This window comes from Trinickia sp. Y13 (assembly GCF_029522115.1).
GTDB lineage: Bacteria > Pseudomonadota > Gammaproteobacteria > Burkholderiales > Burkholderiaceae > Trinickia.
Genome location: NZ_JAKWFK010000002.1, coordinates 1 through 14,790 on the forward strand (window position 1 = coordinate 1; position 14,790 = coordinate 14,790).

At 65.8% G+C, this 14,790-nt stretch carries 14 protein-coding genes; 8 read left to right on the plus strand and 6 right to left on the minus strand.

Annotation, left to right across the window (positions count from 1 at the left end):
* Positions 1–501, plus strand: a 501-nt coding sequence (locus MMB74_RS03060) for a hypothetical protein (protein WP_277427138.1), incomplete at its 5' end; no start/stop codon positions are given.
* Positions 502–660: 159 nt separating this feature from the next.
* On the opposite strand, the gene MMB74_RS03065 is transcribed toward MMB74_RS03060, so the two are convergent.
* Positions 661–1,503 carry an aldo/keto reductase gene (locus MMB74_RS03065; RefSeq protein WP_277427139.1) on the minus strand — a complete coding sequence of 281 codons (843 nt, stop codon included), beginning with the start codon at positions 1,501–1,503 and terminating at the stop codon, positions 661–663.
* 224 nt (positions 1,504–1,727) lie between these two features.
* On the opposite strand from MMB74_RS03065, the gene MMB74_RS03070 reads away from it, so the two are divergent.
* Positions 1,728–2,477, plus strand: coding sequence for a GntR family transcriptional regulator (locus tag MMB74_RS03070; RefSeq protein WP_277427140.1), 750 nt, complete (start codon positions 1,728–1,730; stop codon positions 2,475–2,477).
* Between the two features lie 40 nt (positions 2,478–2,517).
* On the opposite strand, the gene MMB74_RS03075 is transcribed toward MMB74_RS03070, so the two are convergent.
* Positions 2,518–3,981 carry a CoA transferase gene (locus MMB74_RS03075; protein ID WP_277427141.1) on the minus strand — a complete coding sequence of 488 codons (1,464 nt, stop codon included), beginning with the start codon at positions 3,979–3,981 and terminating at the stop codon, positions 2,518–2,520.
* A 125-nt stretch (positions 3,982–4,106) separates the two neighbouring features.
* Here MMB74_RS03075 and MMB74_RS03080 point away from each other — a divergent pair, with 125 nt between their 5' ends.
* Complete coding sequence (locus tag MMB74_RS03080) at positions 4,107–5,345, plus strand: citrate/2-methylcitrate synthase (protein ID WP_277427142.1); 1,239 nt, start codon at positions 4,107–4,109, stop codon at positions 5,343–5,345.
* Between the two features lie 35 nt (positions 5,346–5,380).
* Here the strand turns inward: MMB74_RS03080 and MMB74_RS03085 are convergent, their stop codons facing one another.
* Positions 5,381–5,722, minus strand: coding sequence for a DUF2917 domain-containing protein (locus MMB74_RS03085; protein ID WP_277427143.1), 342 nt, complete (start codon positions 5,720–5,722; stop codon positions 5,381–5,383).
* A gap of 126 nt (positions 5,723–5,848) precedes the next feature.
* Here MMB74_RS03085 and MMB74_RS03090 point away from each other — a divergent pair, with 126 nt between their 5' ends.
* Both MMB74_RS03090 and MMB74_RS03095 read left to right on the plus strand, forming a co-directional pair.
* Positions 5,849–7,303 carry a PLP-dependent aminotransferase family protein gene (locus MMB74_RS03090; protein ID WP_277427144.1) on the plus strand — a complete coding sequence of 485 codons (1,455 nt, stop codon included), beginning with the start codon at positions 5,849–5,851 and terminating at the stop codon, positions 7,301–7,303.
* 246 nt (positions 7,304–7,549) lie between these two features.
* Positions 7,550–8,827 (plus strand): EAL domain-containing protein, encoded by a 1,278-nt coding sequence (locus MMB74_RS03095; RefSeq protein ID WP_277427145.1) that lies wholly within the window; start codon positions 7,550–7,552, stop codon positions 8,825–8,827.
* Positions 8,828–8,865: 38 nt separating this feature from the next.
* Here MMB74_RS03095 and MMB74_RS03100 read toward each other — a convergent pair whose 3' ends face one another.
* On the minus strand, positions 8,866–9,849 hold the full coding sequence (locus MMB74_RS03100) for a sigma-70 family RNA polymerase sigma factor (protein WP_277427146.1): 984 nt from the start codon (positions 9,847–9,849) through the stop codon (positions 8,866–8,868).
* Between the two features lie 229 nt (positions 9,850–10,078).
* On the opposite strand from MMB74_RS03100, the gene clpP reads away from it, so the two are divergent.
* Complete coding sequence (gene clpP, locus MMB74_RS03105; RefSeq protein WP_277427147.1) at positions 10,079–10,714, plus strand: ATP-dependent Clp endopeptidase proteolytic subunit ClpP; 636 nt, start codon at positions 10,079–10,081, stop codon at positions 10,712–10,714.
* A 139-nt stretch (positions 10,715–10,853) separates the two neighbouring features.
* Here clpP and sodB read toward each other — a convergent pair whose 3' ends face one another.
* Together sodB and xseA are read right to left on the minus strand one after the other, a co-directional pair.
* Positions 10,854–11,432 carry a superoxide dismutase [Fe] gene (gene sodB / locus MMB74_RS03110; RefSeq protein ID WP_277427148.1) on the minus strand — a complete coding sequence of 193 codons (579 nt, stop codon included), beginning with the start codon at positions 11,430–11,432 and terminating at the stop codon, positions 10,854–10,856.
* Between the two features lie 308 nt (positions 11,433–11,740).
* Positions 11,741–13,144, minus strand: a complete 1,404-nt coding sequence (gene xseA, locus MMB74_RS03115) for an exodeoxyribonuclease VII large subunit (protein ID WP_277427149.1) — start codon at positions 13,142–13,144, stop codon at positions 11,741–11,743.
* 419 nt (positions 13,145–13,563) lie between these two features.
* Here xseA and lpxK point away from each other — a divergent pair, with 419 nt between their 5' ends.
* Complete coding sequence (lpxK, locus tag MMB74_RS03120; RefSeq protein WP_277427150.1) at positions 13,564–14,592, plus strand: tetraacyldisaccharide 4'-kinase; 1,029 nt, start codon at positions 13,564–13,566, stop codon at positions 14,590–14,592.
* Positions 14,573–14,782, plus strand: a complete 210-nt coding sequence (locus MMB74_RS03125; protein WP_277427151.1) for a Trm112 family protein — start codon at positions 14,573–14,575, stop codon at positions 14,780–14,782. The genes lpxK and MMB74_RS03125 overlap by 20 nt, the downstream gene beginning before the upstream one ends.
* The last annotated feature ends 8 nt before the right edge of the window (positions 14,783–14,790 follow it).

Consider the following 14,790-nt stretch of genomic DNA (forward strand, 5'->3'; position numbering starts at 1 on the left):
GTGGCTCCGGTGGTGGCTCCGGTGGTGGCTCCGGTGGTGGCTCCGGTGGTGGCTCCGGTGGTGGCTCCGGTGGTGGCTCCGGTGGTGGCTCCGGTGGTGGCTCCGGTGGTGGCTCCGGTGGTGGCTCCGGTGGTGGCTCCGGTGGTGGCTCCGGTGGTGGCTCCGGTGGTGGCTCCGGTGGTGGCTCGGGCGGTTCCGGTGGTGGCTCGGGCGGTTCCGGTGGCTCAGGCGGTTCCGGCGGACACGGAGGCGGCGGTTGCGGTTGCGGCGCAGGCTCGGGTGGCGGAAACGGCAACGGCGCAGGCGGAGGCCACGGCTCAGGCGGCGGTCACGGCAATGGCGCGGGCGGCGGTCACGGCGCAGGCGGTGGTCACGGCAACGGCTCGGGCGGCGGTCACGGCGCAGGCGGAGGAAACGGCAATGGCGCGGGCGGCGGCCACGGCTCGAGCGGCGGTCACTGACATTGCCACCGCGTATCGAACGGCGGTGTTCGCGTTGTAGCCACCGCCGTTCGATCGCTCCCCTACCGAAGCGCCTGTCTCAATCTTGCGTCATCATCGGCAATTCGCGCCGACCGCACACCTTCCCTGACGGTACGGCAACGCACCGACCGGCATTGCGCTTCATGCGACGCACTCCACCGTCACTGAAGGTTCGCAGTTACAACATCTCGAGTGGCGTCTTTCTGCGCGGTGGCTTGAACGCCGCATCGATCGCCGCGAGTTCCTGTTCGCTCAATGCGACCTCGAGCGCCTGCCGGTTGGCGCGTACGTGCTCGACGCTTCCCGCTTTCGGAATCGCGCATATACCTGGGCGCGCGAGTACCCAAGCTAGCGCGATCTGAACCGCCGATAGTTGGCGAGCACGCGCAATCTCATCGAGCACCGACCGCTTGGGCAAGCGCATATGATCGATTGGGCTGTACGCCATCGCCGGCATGGCGTGCGCGCTCATCCAAGGCAGCAGGTCGAATTCGGATCCGCGCCGGGCGACGTTGTACAGAATCTGATTCGTCGCGCACGCGAGGCCCCCGGCGGCCCTGAGCGCCTCCATATCGTCCACGTCGAAGTTGCTGACGCCCCAATGCCGAATCTTGCCCTGGCGACGCAACGACTCGAAGCCTTCCACCGTCTCCTCCAGCGGAACCGCGCCGCGCCAATGCAATAGATAGAGATCGAGCCGATCGGTCTTCAAGCGGCTCAAGCTCGCCTCGCACGAAGCGACCACCGCACGCCGGCTTGCGTTATGCGGATAGACCTTGCTGACGAGGAAGACTTTCTCGCGCAGCCCCGCGAGCGCATCGCCGAGCAGTGTTTCCGTGGCCCCCTCGCCATACATCTCCGCCGTATCGATCACCGTCATACCGAGATCGACGCCTGCGCGCAGCGCGTCGATTTCGGCGCCGCGCCGCTCGGGGCGCTCACCCATTTCCCATGTGCCTTGCCCCAACCGGGCGATGCGCTCGCCATCCGGCAGGGTGACGAATGCGTCGGCGCGAGTCATGCCAGCCTCCTTCGAACGATCGACGATCCGTGAAGTGTAGTCGCCCGACCGTCGGTTCGCGCTCGCTTCTCTACACCGCCGGCATCACACGCCTTCACGCCGCTGGCATTCGCCGCTCAGCGCTGCGCGCCAAGCAAGATCGATCCATTGGACAAATGGCTCACACGGCACACCCGAACCGCGATGCCTTAGAATTGCCGCTTGCCCCTCGCCGCGCGAACTCCATGACAACCGCTTCCTCGGAAGGCCGCTGGCGCGATCTTCGCCCAGATCCCGACAATGACACGCCGCTCTATCTGCAGTTGGCACGAAAGCTCGGCCAAGCGATCCACGAGAACCGCTGGAACGCTGGGGAAGCGCTGCCTTCGGAGCGCGTGTTGTCGGACGCGCTAGGCGTATCGCGCATTACCGCGCGCAAAGCAATTGCGCTGCTCGTCGAACAAGGGTTGATCCGCCGCACCCAAGGCGCGGGCAGCTTCATCACGCCTCGCTACGACGATCCGCTCTCGCGCCTTTCCAGTTTCAGCGAGATGCTGCGTCGCCGCGGCTTCACGCCGAGCTCCAAATGGATCTCGCGCGAGATCCAACCCGCCAGCCGCGACGAAGTGATTCAACTCGGCTTGTCGCCCGCAGCGGCCGTCACGCGGCTAAAGCGGCTGCGCCTGGCCAACGGTATCGTCATGGCCGTCGAAAATTCCACCCTGCCCGCCTCCGTCATACCCGATCCCAATGCGATCGGCGATTCGCTCTATAGCTACCTCGAACAGCGCGGCCTGAGCATCGTGCGCGCGCTGCAACACTTTCGCGCCGTCAACGCGAGCGACGAAATCGCGCAGCAGATGGGCATCGCGCCGCACGACGCATTGCTGCTCATCACGCGTATCGGCTACTGCGCCGATCAGCGCGCGATCGAGCTGACCGATACCTACTGCCGCAACGACTACTACGACTTCGTCGCGGAACTGCGCAAGTGAAGGCGCGCACACGCCGCGCACCGCCCGTGCGAGCGCATCGCTAAGCGGCCCAGGACGGCGAATTCGTGCCGAGCGGCACGCTCGGGCGCTCGAAGCGCGGCGAGGTGGCCGATAAGGTCTCGGCCGGCGCCACGGCCAACACTTTGCCGAACGGTGTGTCCATCGTTTGCATCAGGTCGCGCACGTCGTCCATGGATACGTCGGGCACACGCCATCCGTTGGCGAGCGTCCCCAGCGATTGCAGCCACTGCCCCGTCTGGGCGAGCGACACCTTGACGTGCCAACTGCCGCCTTCGGTTGCCCGCCGCATGAGCGCGACCATTGCCCCGAACGCGGCGAGATATCCCGTCGCATGGTCGAGCGCCTGACACGGCAAATGCCTCGGAGCGGGTGTGCCTGCCGCCTGCGCTTCCGTCCAGGCAATGCCGCTCGCCGACTGCACGAGCGAGTCGAACCCGCGCCGCCGAGCCCAGGGGCCTATCGGCCCGTACGCGCAGATCGAAACGTAGACGATGCCCGGCTTGGCCAGAGCCAGCGCCTCGGGCGAAAAACCGTGCCCCGCCAGCGCCCCCGGACGGTAAGCCTGCAGAAAAACATCGGCGTCTTGCAGCAGCGCATGCAACGTCGCTCGTTCCGCCTCGCGACGCAAGTCGAGGAACACGGATCGCTTGCCTCGTCCGTTGTCGATCACGAGCGGCGCGATGTTCGGTAAATGCGGGCCATTCACCAGCATGACATCGGCGCCATGCTGAGCCAGCGTGCGCCCGGCGACCGGACCCGCGATGATTCGCGTCAAGTCGAGCACCCGCACGCCGCTCAACGGCCGAGCAGCCGATACACTGGGCAGGCATGGCGTGGCTGCGCGACCCGATGCGGCGCCGTCACCCGCGTCCCGGCCGAGAGGCACTCGCCCCGAGTCGGAATTGCCCGCCGCGTCGATGCGCTCGATTTCGAACAGCGGCAAGGACGCGAGCGCCGAGGCTTGCGTTAGCGCTGCCCATTCATTTGGACTCCTAACCAATGCGGCGCAAAGACCCGCGTCGGCGAGCGCCTGATCGAGCGATGCGCCATCGCGCTCTCGGATCGCAGCGCTCACCGACGCGTAATCGTCCTTGCATCCAAGCAGCTTGACGACGCCTGTTCGGTGGTGCTCGAAGTTCGTATGCAACTGAATCCAACGCCCGTCGCGAGTCTCGAAAAAGCCCATCAACGGATCGCGCAGCTGCGGCGGAGGACCATCGTCGATGCGCAGATATCGCTCGCTGCGAAACGCTGCGAGCGCGCGCCGCTGCTCCACTTCGACACGCTGCCGGCAGCCGGTGCGCAACCGGTGATATTCGGCCGCGGCAAGCGCAGCCGCACCGATCGTCGCGTTGGCCAGCGCCCCGACGCGATAGACCGACGGCAGACCTGGGTCGTCGCCGAACAGGCGTATGTCGTCGAGCGCTGTGGCGTCGCAGCAGGCCAGCGACCAGATATGTTCGAGCGCACGGAAGGCCGTCATGATTCGAAACCAATCGCAATGAAGATGTCGGCGAGTCTAGAATCGGGTTCGCTGTCGATCAATCTTGATTCGAACAATCAACATATATCGATTAGTTTGGTTTCTCCTCGACGACGTGCGCGACCATGCCCCACTACCTGACCGCGGCCGAAGCCGCCGCGACCCTTGGCGTCAGCGTGCCCACGCTTTATTCCTATGTCAGCCGCGGCATGCTTCGTTCGGCCCCGCATACAGGCGGCAAACGGCGACTCTATGCGGCCGACGAAGTGCGGCGTCTCGCGCGTCGCAAAGCCGACGGCAAGCGGGCCGGGAAAGTCGCCCAGAAGGTGCTCGATTGGGGCGTGCCGGTGCTCGAATCCAAGATCACGCTCATCGCGGACGGACGGCTCGTCTATCGCGGCCGGGACGCCATCGAGCTGGCGCGCACGGCCACGCTCGAAGAGACTGCCGCCCTGCTTTGGGAGTGCGACCACACCTGCTTCGAGGAAACGCCCGACGTCCCACTGACGCGGGCGACGTGGCACGCGTGGCTGCGGCAGACGGGCGCGAGCGCGCCCCACGAGCGTGCGCTGGTCATGCTGCCAATCGCCGCCGCGCACCTGCCGCGGTTGTTCGCATGGGACACCCAAACGCAATTGCGCCAGACCGCCGCCATGTTGCTGCGCGTGCTCGCCGCCGCCCTAATCGAACGCGAGCCCGCGCGCGAGCCGCTGCATCGGCAGCTTGCCGCCGCGTGGGGCGTGCGCGATCGCCTTCATGTCGAATTGCTGCGCGCCGCGCTCGTCGTGTGTGCCGATCACGAATTGAATGCGTCGACCTTCACGGTGCGCTGCATCGCGTCGACGGGCATGCACTTGTTCGGCGCCGTCACGGGCGGTCTGGCAGCCTTGGCGGGGCCGCGCCATTGCGGCGAAACGATGCTCGTCACGGCGTTGTTTCGGGAAGCGAGCGCAGCCGGCGACCTCGATCGTTATGTGACGGAGCGGCTCGCGCACTGCGAAACGCAGCAGCGCACCGTCTTGCCCGGCTTCGGCCACATGCTGTACCCGACGGGCGATCCGCGCGGTGCATTGCTGCTTGAATTGCTGACGCAGAGCGCGACCGCCTGCGCCGAGCGGCAAACGCTCGCCGAGATCGATGCGCTCGTACGCACGGCGCACGCAGCGACTGGCCTTGCGCCCACCGTCGATTTCGCGCTCTCCGCGATCGAGCGCGTGCTCGCCTTGCCGCAAGGCGCGGCCTTCTCGCTATTCGCGCTGGGCCGGGCGGCCGGCTGGATCGCACATGCCATGGAGCAATACGACGACGGCCGCTTGATCCGCCCGCGCGCCCGTTACGTCGGCCCCGATGAACGCGCGGCGTGATGTGCGCCGCCGCTCGTCGGGCGCCGGATGCAGTGTCAAGCCGCCGCCTGAGGCCAACGGGGCATCGACATGAGTCCGGACCGGCGGTGACTCGGCTCGATGCTCGGACGCAAGAGCGCTGCGCTCTCATCTGCCGGGTTCCTCGCGCCCGCGCCCCTCACCGTCAAGCGCACGTCGCCCCGCCCGGAGCCGATCCATGCCTTCGCGCCCACGGGCAACAGAAACGACTCGCCAGGATCGATCCAGTAATCTTCCGCGTCGCCCTCTAGCGTCAGCCAGAGCGTGCCGCGCGCCACTTCGACGATTAGCGGGTGCTCCACCCGCCACACGGCGGCGGGTTCGTCGTATTCCATCTCGAACGTCCGGATCTCGCGCATCGCACTACTCCTTCAAAAACATTTCGTCTACGCATTATTGCGAGCGGACAGCTACAATCACATGCACAGTAATGAACAGTTTTGTCGAAACTGTTCAGTTAAAAAACCGAACAGTTGGGAGCAGCGATGAAGATTGCGATTGACCGGGAGAGCGGTGTGCCGATGACCGAGCAGATCGTCTCTTCCATGGAGCAATGGATTCGCTCACGCGAAGCGCACGCGGGAGCAAAGCTCCCGTCGATCCGGCAGCTCGCGCAGGACTGCGGCATCAGCCGGTTTCCGGTGATCGAGGCATACGATCGGCTCGTCTCGCTCGGTTACATCGAATCGCGCCATGGGTCGGGCTTTTACGTGAGCGCACGCGCGCACGCGGCGCTGGATCGCTGCGGCGCCTCCGACCCGCGACGCGCCGAGGACGAATCGAACTACATCCTGCAGCAGTTCAATCACCCGGGAGACACGCTCAAACTGGGCAGCGGTTTCATCCCTGAAGCATGGCGCGATATGGACGGGATCGCGCAGGCGGTGCGTCATGTCGCCCGCGCCGATCAAAGCGCGTTGACCGACTATGCGACGCCGCTCGGCAGCGGCGCATTGCGCGAACATTTGCAGGCGCGCATCGCGCCGCTCGGGATACGCGCCGACGCCTCGCAGATTCTGATCACCTTCGGCGCGAGCCAAGCCGTGGATCTCATCGTGCGCTATCTGCTGCGCGCGGGCGACACGATGTTCGTCGAAGATCCGGGCTACTACAATTTGTTCGGGCTACTGAAATTACACGGCATCAACGTAGTCGGGATTCCGCGCACGGCGTCCGGGCCCGATATCGAGGTGCTGCAAGCGGAACTGAAACGCCATCGGCCCCGCGCCGTGTTCATCAATTCGGTTTTTCACAATCCGACGGGCACGGTGCTCGCGCCGTCCGTTGCGTTCCGGCTGCTGCAGCTAGCGCACGAATACGACTTCACGCTCATCGAAGACGACATCTACGCCGATTTTCAAAGCGAAACCACGGACCGGCTAGCCGCGCTCGATCAACTCGAACGCGTCATTTATATCGGCGGCTTGTCGAAAACCCTGTCCTCGTCGCTGCGGATCGGCTTCGTCGCCGCGAGCCGCCGCATCGTCAAAGACCTCGGCGACATCAAGATGCTCACGAGCATCAGCGGATCGCCTTTCGCCGAGGCCGTCGCGCTGACCATGCTCGAGCGCGGCGCTTATCGCAAGTTCTTGGAGCGGCTGCGCCGGCGCATGAGCGACGCGCTCGGCGCGACCACGCGTTCGCTCGAAGCCTGCGGCTGGCAGTTGTTTGCATCGCCCATCGGCGGCAAGTTCGTCTGGGCTCGCGTGCCGCACATCGAGGATCAGCAACAACTGATCGACTGCGCCGCCGCCTGCGGCGTAACGATCGCGCCAGGCAGCTACTTCCGCCCGCACGGGGAGCCGAGCCCGTGGATCCGCATCAATGCGGCCTACGCCCAAGATCCGCGTGCGCTGCGGTTTTTCGAGCGCGCAGCGGCGCTCGAACCGAACGACGACACGCCCAGTGCGCGCGAGAGCGCGATGACGCTGTTCGACTGAATTCGACCCACGCGTGCGCCGGTGGGGCACGCAAGCGCCGCGCACGAGCGCCGAAACCGGCGAGAGCACCACGCCTGTGCGCGGCTGCGGCGCTTCGAGCGGGCGGCCCACGCTCCGAGGGCGGTTGCGTGACGCGTTGACATCTCGCATAAATCTTGCTCAAGTATGCTGTACAGTTTGTAATAAGTACCGATCGGCGCCGGCAAGCGTGCGCCTCGGCGCCATTTTCATCTCCCTCCGACTTCAATGAGCATGGTCGATCTCGATCCTCCCGGCTTTCAGCCGCCGCGTCCCGTCGCGGACGACGCTGGTAGCCGCCGCACCGTTGTCTACGGCGGCTACACCGTGTTCAGCGTCTTTCAGCCGGTGTTCTCGGTCTCGCATCGACGCGCGATCGGTTATCACGCCTCCTTGCGTGCGCACGACGAGCACGGCCAGCTCGCGCCGTCGCGCGACGTGTTCGCGCAGGCGGCCCGGCGCGGCGACTTGCTAGAGCTTGGCCGCTTGGCCGAATCGCTCCATCTCGGCAACTTCAGCGCCATCGACGGGCACGACGAATGGCTGTTTCTGAGCTTGCATCCGGCCGCGCTCATGGATACGAGCTACGGCGACGCACTGCTCGCCAATCTGAAATCGCTGGGCCTGCCGCCCCAGCGCGTTGTGCTGGAAGTGCCCGAGCAAGCCGGCGGGGAAACGAGCCGCTTCGCCGAGATCGTCGATAGCCTGCGCAAATCGGGCTTTCTGATCGCGCTCGGCGGCTTTGGCGCCAAGCACTCGAACATCGACCGTGTCTGGCATCTGCATCCGGACATCGTCTCGCTCGATCGCGGCATTCTCGCGCAAGCGAGCGAGCATTCGCATTTCGAGCGCGTGCTGCCGCAACTCGTGTCGCTGCTGCACGAATCGGGGCAGTTGGTACTGATGGGGGGCCTCACGACCGAACGCGATGCGCTGATCGCACTCGAATGCAACGTCGATTTCGTGCAGGGCAGCTACTTCGCCGAGCCGAGCGTCGACCCCGTGCAACCTCAGGCGGCCGCCGGGCTCATCGACACGCTTTCGGCGGCGCTGCGAGAGCGGGTGGCTCGCAGAGAGCGCAAGCAACGCCAGCGTCTGGCGCCGTACGTCGAATCGCTTGCGAAAGCCTGTGTGAGTTTCGTGGATGGGACGCCGGTGGAGACGGCCTGCGAGGCGTTGCTCGCGCTTCCGGATACGGCGCGCTGCTTCGTGCTCGACGCACATGGCCGGCAGATCGGCGACAACCTCGTGCCCACGGGGCGCGTCGTCTCGCGCCGCGCAAAGCGTTTCAGCCCGCTGCTGCATTCGGAGGGGGCGAGTTGGGCGCACCGGCCGTACTTCACGGCAGCCGTTCGAGCGCCAGGCCCCGTGCATGTCACGGCACCCTACCTATCGTTGAACGAGGCGCATCTATGCGTGACGGCGTCCGTCGCGGCCGAAACGGCGCATGGGCTGCAAGTGCTTTGTGTGGATATCGATTGGGAAGGCGCTTCGCGCGCGCGGTAAGGGCGTGAGCGCGTGAGTGCATCGTCGGCGCGGCGCTATCAGTTCGCGCAGCCTGCGGTGGCGGTAGCGGCAGCGCCCGCGATGCGCGCCAATAGATGCTCGATCGCGCGCAAGCCGAAGCGCGCGTTGAGTGCTTGCACGAGTGGGCCATCGGTCACGATCGCCATCGCGCAGGCCTTCCCCGTGCAATTCGATGGACGCGGCGTCACGCGCACGATCGCGACGACCTCGCATGCGCATACGAGCGCAATGCCCGAGCCGAAGCCGGACGGCAGCGGGTGCGCTTCGGCCGCGGCATAGGCCGCGAGCGCCGAAGCGTCCTTCGCGCGAAGCGACGCCCGAGCACGCGCATGGGCCGCCCCGGCCGCATCGCACGTCGCCGCCGCGACCATTGGCTCCCGTGTCGCGAATAGCTGCATCGCGGCCACGGCGTCGGCGCGAACGATCGCCTCGCGCAAACGCTCGGCGCTCACGACGCGCGCTTCGCCGGCCGGCCGGCTTGCCCGCCCATCGGCGCGCCGCGCTTGCTCGCCCTGCAAGCGCTGGCGAGCGCGATGCGCCAATTGCCGGCAATGCCCCGGGGTCTTGCCGACGACTTCGGCAATCTGTGCGTAGTCGCAATCGAACGCCTCGTGCAGCACGAATGCTGCGCGCTCGTCGGCGGACAACCGCTCGAACAACCGCGCCACGGCCTCCGAGACCGACGACGCATGCAGCGCGGCATCCTCGGCCGAGGGCGCCCACTCGTCCAGCCAAGGCTGCGTCGAGCATTCGCTCGCTCGCGCCGCCTGCTCCGACTGCAAACGCCGAATGCGATCGATCGCAAGCCGCGTCGTCACTGTCGTTAGCCACGCGAGCGGCGTACGCAACTCTTCGCGCGCCGCCGCATGCCATTTCAGCCAAGCATCTTGGACGACGTCCTCGGCTTCCGCCCGGCTGCCGAGCATGCGATAGGCGATCGATGTGAGCCGCGTGCGAGCGGCTTCGAAAGCCGATATTTTGTCTGTTTCTTCTTTCGTCATTGAGTGGCTCCAAAAGTCGAGCGAGCGGCGCGCGCCGCACCTCATTTAGTTGACGTTCGAGCGCGTGCCGATGTTACGCGCTTCCCCGTTTTTTTGTTTTTTGTGGCGGCGGCCGCGAACATCGACGATTTGCGTCACATCGGCAACTCACCGGGCGTCATGACAAGGAAGGCCGCGGGCGAGTATCCTCGAACCATGGCCACCGTCGATCTCATGCGAGGAAGCGCCCATGCATTCTTACCCTCAAAGCCAGCTCGTGCCGACCGTCATCGAACAATCGGGTCGCGGCGAACGCGCTTATGACATTTACTCGCGGCTCTTGCGCGAGCGTATCGTGTTTCTGGTCGGCCCCGTGACCGACGAGACTGCCAGCCTCATCGTCGCTCAGATGCTCTTCCTCGAATCGGAGAACCCCGACAAGGACATCTTTTTCTATATCAATTCGCCGGGCGGGTCGGTCTACGACGGGCTGGCGATCTACGACACGATGCAGTTCATCAAGCCCCAAGTCTCGACGCTATGCACGGGATTCGCCGCGAGCATGGGGACGTTCTTGCTGGCCGCGGGCGCCAAAGGCAAACGCTTCGCGCTGCCCAACGCCCGCATCATGATTCACCAACCGTCCGGCGGCAGCCAAGGCACGGCGGCGGATATCGAGATTCAGGCGAAGGAAGTCCTGTTCTTACGCGAGCGGCTCAATCAGGTGCTGGCCGAGCGCACGGGACAGTCGGTCGAGCAGATCGCCAAGGACACGGACCGCGACAACTTCATGTCGGCAGTCGCGGCCAAGGAGTATGGGCTGATCGACGACGTGCTCAACGATCGCAATTCGTTGGCCGACGTCGCGCGCCATACGATGCTCTGAGCCGAGCCCCCCACACGGCATGAGACGGGCCGATGCCGGCGGCGTATGAAAAAAGGCTCTGCATGCGTGCAGAGCCTTTTGTTCTTTCATCGCGGCAGGCGCCTTCCTGCGCGCCCGCCTTTCGATGCAGTGTGCGGATTTACGCGAAGTTCTTCGCCGCGAAATCCCAGTTCACCAGGTTCCAGAACGCCTCGACGAACTTCGGCCGGGCATTGCGGTAGTCGATGTAGTAAGCGTGCTCCCAGACGTCGATCGTCAGCAGCGGCTTGGCATCGGTCGTCAGCGGCGTGGCGGCGTTGCTCGTCGACACGATGTCGAGCGAGCCGTCGGCCTTCTTCACGAGCCAGGTCCAGCCGGAACCGAAGTTGCCGACTGCAGCCTTCGAGAACGCTTCCTTGAACGCATCGAAGGAACCCCACTTGGCGTTGATCGCATCGCCCAGGGCGCCGCTCGGCGCGCCGCCGCCTTGCGGCTTCAGGCAGTTCCAGAAGAACGTGTGATTCCAGATTTGCGCTGCATTGTTGAAGACGCCGCCCGACGCCTTCTTGACGATGTCTTCAAGCTGCAGATTCTCGAACTCGGTGCCCTTGATGAGGTTGTTCAAGTTCGTGACGTAGGCTTGGTGATGCTTACCGTAGTGGTATTCGAGCGTTTCTTCCGACATATGCGGAGCGAGCGCGTTTTTCGCGTACGGCAGCGGCGGGAGCGTATGTTCCATGGTGCTGATCCTTGTGTGTTATGGGGATGTAGGCGGCTAACGCTGTAGAGCACTGGATTGTAGGCGACTTGGAATAACCCCGCAAACCAGCGGCCTTTATGCGCAGCATCGACCGTCGCGCGCCGCAATTTGCGTAAAAAATGCTTCAGCAAGGTGCATTTCGTCGCAGTGGATCGGCGAAGATGACCGATGATGGCGGCAGCCACGTGCGTCCGTCTGCGGTAGCCGGGGCTTTCGGCGCGCTTGCGCCGGTTGCGAGCACAGCGAAAACCGTCGCGAGCTTGGCACGCCGCTTTAGCGCAGCGGGATCAAAAACCGTCGGTCAACCGCGGTTGCACGTCTTTGAGCGTGACGTCGGCCGAGCCTTCGGCGACATGAACCGTGAAGGCCCGCTCGCGCTTGAGCGCCGCGGGCGAACGCACCGCGCGCCCCGTTTGCGCGTCGATGAGCGCGGCGTAACCGCGCTCGAGCGTGCGCTGCGGGCTCAACACATCGAGCCGAGCCGAGAGCGCCGCGACCTTCGCGCCCCGGCGCTCTCGGTCGCGCTCGAACGAAGAATCGAGACGTCCGCGCAATCCCAGCACGAGCGCACGCGGCGCCGACAGATCCGGCCGCCAGCGCTGCCAACGCAACCGCACGAGCGCGAAACGCCCCTGCGCATCGCGCAAGGGGCGCGCCCCCGCCGAGGCGAGGCGCACCTGCAACTGCTGCAGGTGCGTGCGCTGCCGGCGCAAGCGCTCGGCGGGACTCACCAGCCGGCGCGCCAGCCAATCGAGCTGCTGGGCGCGCCGCTCCATCAACCGGCCGAACCCGCGCGCCAGCGCCGCCGTGCGATGATCGAGCTCGCGCAGCAGCATCGTGCGCTGCGGGCTGACGAGTTCGGCGGCCCCCGTGGGCGTAGGCGCGCGCACGTCGGCCGCGAAGTCGGCAATGGTGAAGTCGGTCTCGTGGCCGACACCGCTGACGATCGGCAACGCGCTGCCGGCAATCGCCCGCGCCAGCGCTTCCTCGTTGAACGCCCACAGATCTTCGATCGAGCCGCCGCCGCGGCAGACGATGAGCACATCCACTTCGCGGCGCGCGTTCGCCGTCTCGATCATCGCCGTGAGTTTTTCGCCCGCGCCGGCGCCTTGCACCGGGGCCGGATAGACGATGACGGGCACATGCGGCGCGCGGCGCGCGAGCGTCGTCAGGACATCGCGCAGCGCCGCGGCTTGCAGGGAAGTCACGATGCCGATCGCGCGAGGATGCGTCGGCAGCGGCCGCTTGCGCTCGGGCGCGAACAGCCCCTCGGCCTCGAGCTGCGCCTTGAGCCGCAAAAACGTCTCGTACAGACGCCCCATGCCGGTGCGGCGCACCGCCTCGACGTTCAATTGCAGTTCGCCGCGCGGCTCGTACATCGTCACGAGCGCGCGCACTTCGATCTTGTCGCCTTCGCGCGGAACGAACTCGGCGTACTGGGCGCGCCCGCGGAACATCACGCAGCGCATCTGCGCTTGCGCGTCCTTGATCGAAAAGTACCAATGCCCGCTGGCGGCCCGCGTAAAGTTCGAGACTTCGCCCGCCACCCAAACGAGCGGAAACGATCGTTCGAGCATCGTGCCGATCGCACGGTTGAGCACGGAGACGGGAACGGCGACATCGGCCTCGAACGAACCCGGACCGAGTGGCGCGGCCCCGGCCGAGGGCGGAAATGAAGAACGGGATGGCATGCGGAACCTTGGTTTTTGGCCGGTCAGACGATAGACCGTCGCACGGCCGCCGTCCAGTGCCCGCGCAAATTCGTGCAAGGTTTCCCACATAGCGAAGCGCTGCGCAGATTCGCGTCGAATGGCCGCCGGACCCGCTAAAAGCCGTGCCGCCACGCCGTAATGCAATGATTTATAAAGAAAAATCTTTAGTAGGACTTTAGTCACGACCGATAAGAAGCTTGATTTACCGGCCTTCCGGCGCGCGACAGGCGAAGTTCTTCACAGAGTTATCCACAGCGCGCTCGAATCTGGCATGCCGTCGGCAGATTGGCTAATCTGCCGACGATCTGCCTCGAAGCGGCTTGCGGGCGGCGCGCGGGCCGGGCTACAGTGCCGGCTCCGTGCTACGACCTTTCGACGACCTCACAACCGTTATCACCATGGACCGCTTCGCCGATCGACTCAAAGCCCGCGTGCAGGCGTACGTGACGCGCGAATGGCAACGCCGCGGCGCATTCGCTTGGGCGATGACGCCCGCCGCTTGCGTATTCGGCGCCATCGCCGCCATCCGGCGGACCACCTTCGCGCTCGGCTGGCGTGAGCGGGTGGATGTGGGCTTGCCGGTCATCGTCGTCGGCAATGTCACGGTGGGCGGCACAGGCAAGACCCCGACGGTGATCGCGCTCGTTCAAGCGCTGCGCGCGGCCGGGTTCACGCCGGGGGTAGTGTCGCGAGGCTATGGCGCGAAGGGCCGCGAGCCGCGCCCCGTGACTTCGGCTTCGGCGCCAGAGCAGGTCGGCGACGAGCCGGTTTTGATCGCCCGGCGCACGAGCGCGCCAGTATGGGTCTCGCCCGATCGCGTCGCGTGTGCGCAGGCGCTGCGCGCGGCGCATATCGACGTCGACGTGATCGTGAGCGACGATGGCCTGCAGCATTACCGCCTGGCGCGCGACGTCGAACTCGTCGTGTTCGATCATCGTCTGGCGGGAAACGGCTTTCTGCTGCCGGCCGGGCCCTTGCGCGAACCGCTGTCGCGCCGTCGCGACGCGACGCTCGTCAACAACCCGTTCGAGCGCGCGTTACCGCCGTGGCCCGACACGTTCGCGCTGACGCTCTCGCCCGGCGACGCCTGGCATCTGAGCGATCCGAGCCTGCGCCGACCGCTCGCGCAGTTTGCCGGCGCGCGCGTGTTGGCGGCAGCCGGCATCGGATCGCCCGAGCGTTTTTTTGCGACCTTGCGCGCCGCCGGCATCGCGCCGGATACGCGGCCGTTACCCGATCACTACGCTTTTCGCGACAACCCTTTCGTCAACGAACCGGTCGACGCAATCCTGGTGACCGAGAAGGATGCAGTAAAATTGAGCGCTTGGCGTGACGCTCGAATCTGGGTCGTACCGGTCGAAGCCACGCTCCCCGCTCGCCTCATCGCTTTGGTTGTGGAGAAACTCCGTGGACGCTCGCTTGCTTGAAATCCTCGTTTGCCCGATCTGCAAGGGTCCGCTCAGCTATGACCGGGCGCAGCAAGAGCTCATCTGCCACGCCGACAAGCTGGCCTACCCGATTCGCGACGGCATCCCGGTCATGCTCGTGGACGAAGCGCGCCAAACCGTCGAAGGCACCCCGGTCGAACCGCTCGACCCGGCCCAGGGCGGCGCCTGACGCGCCGC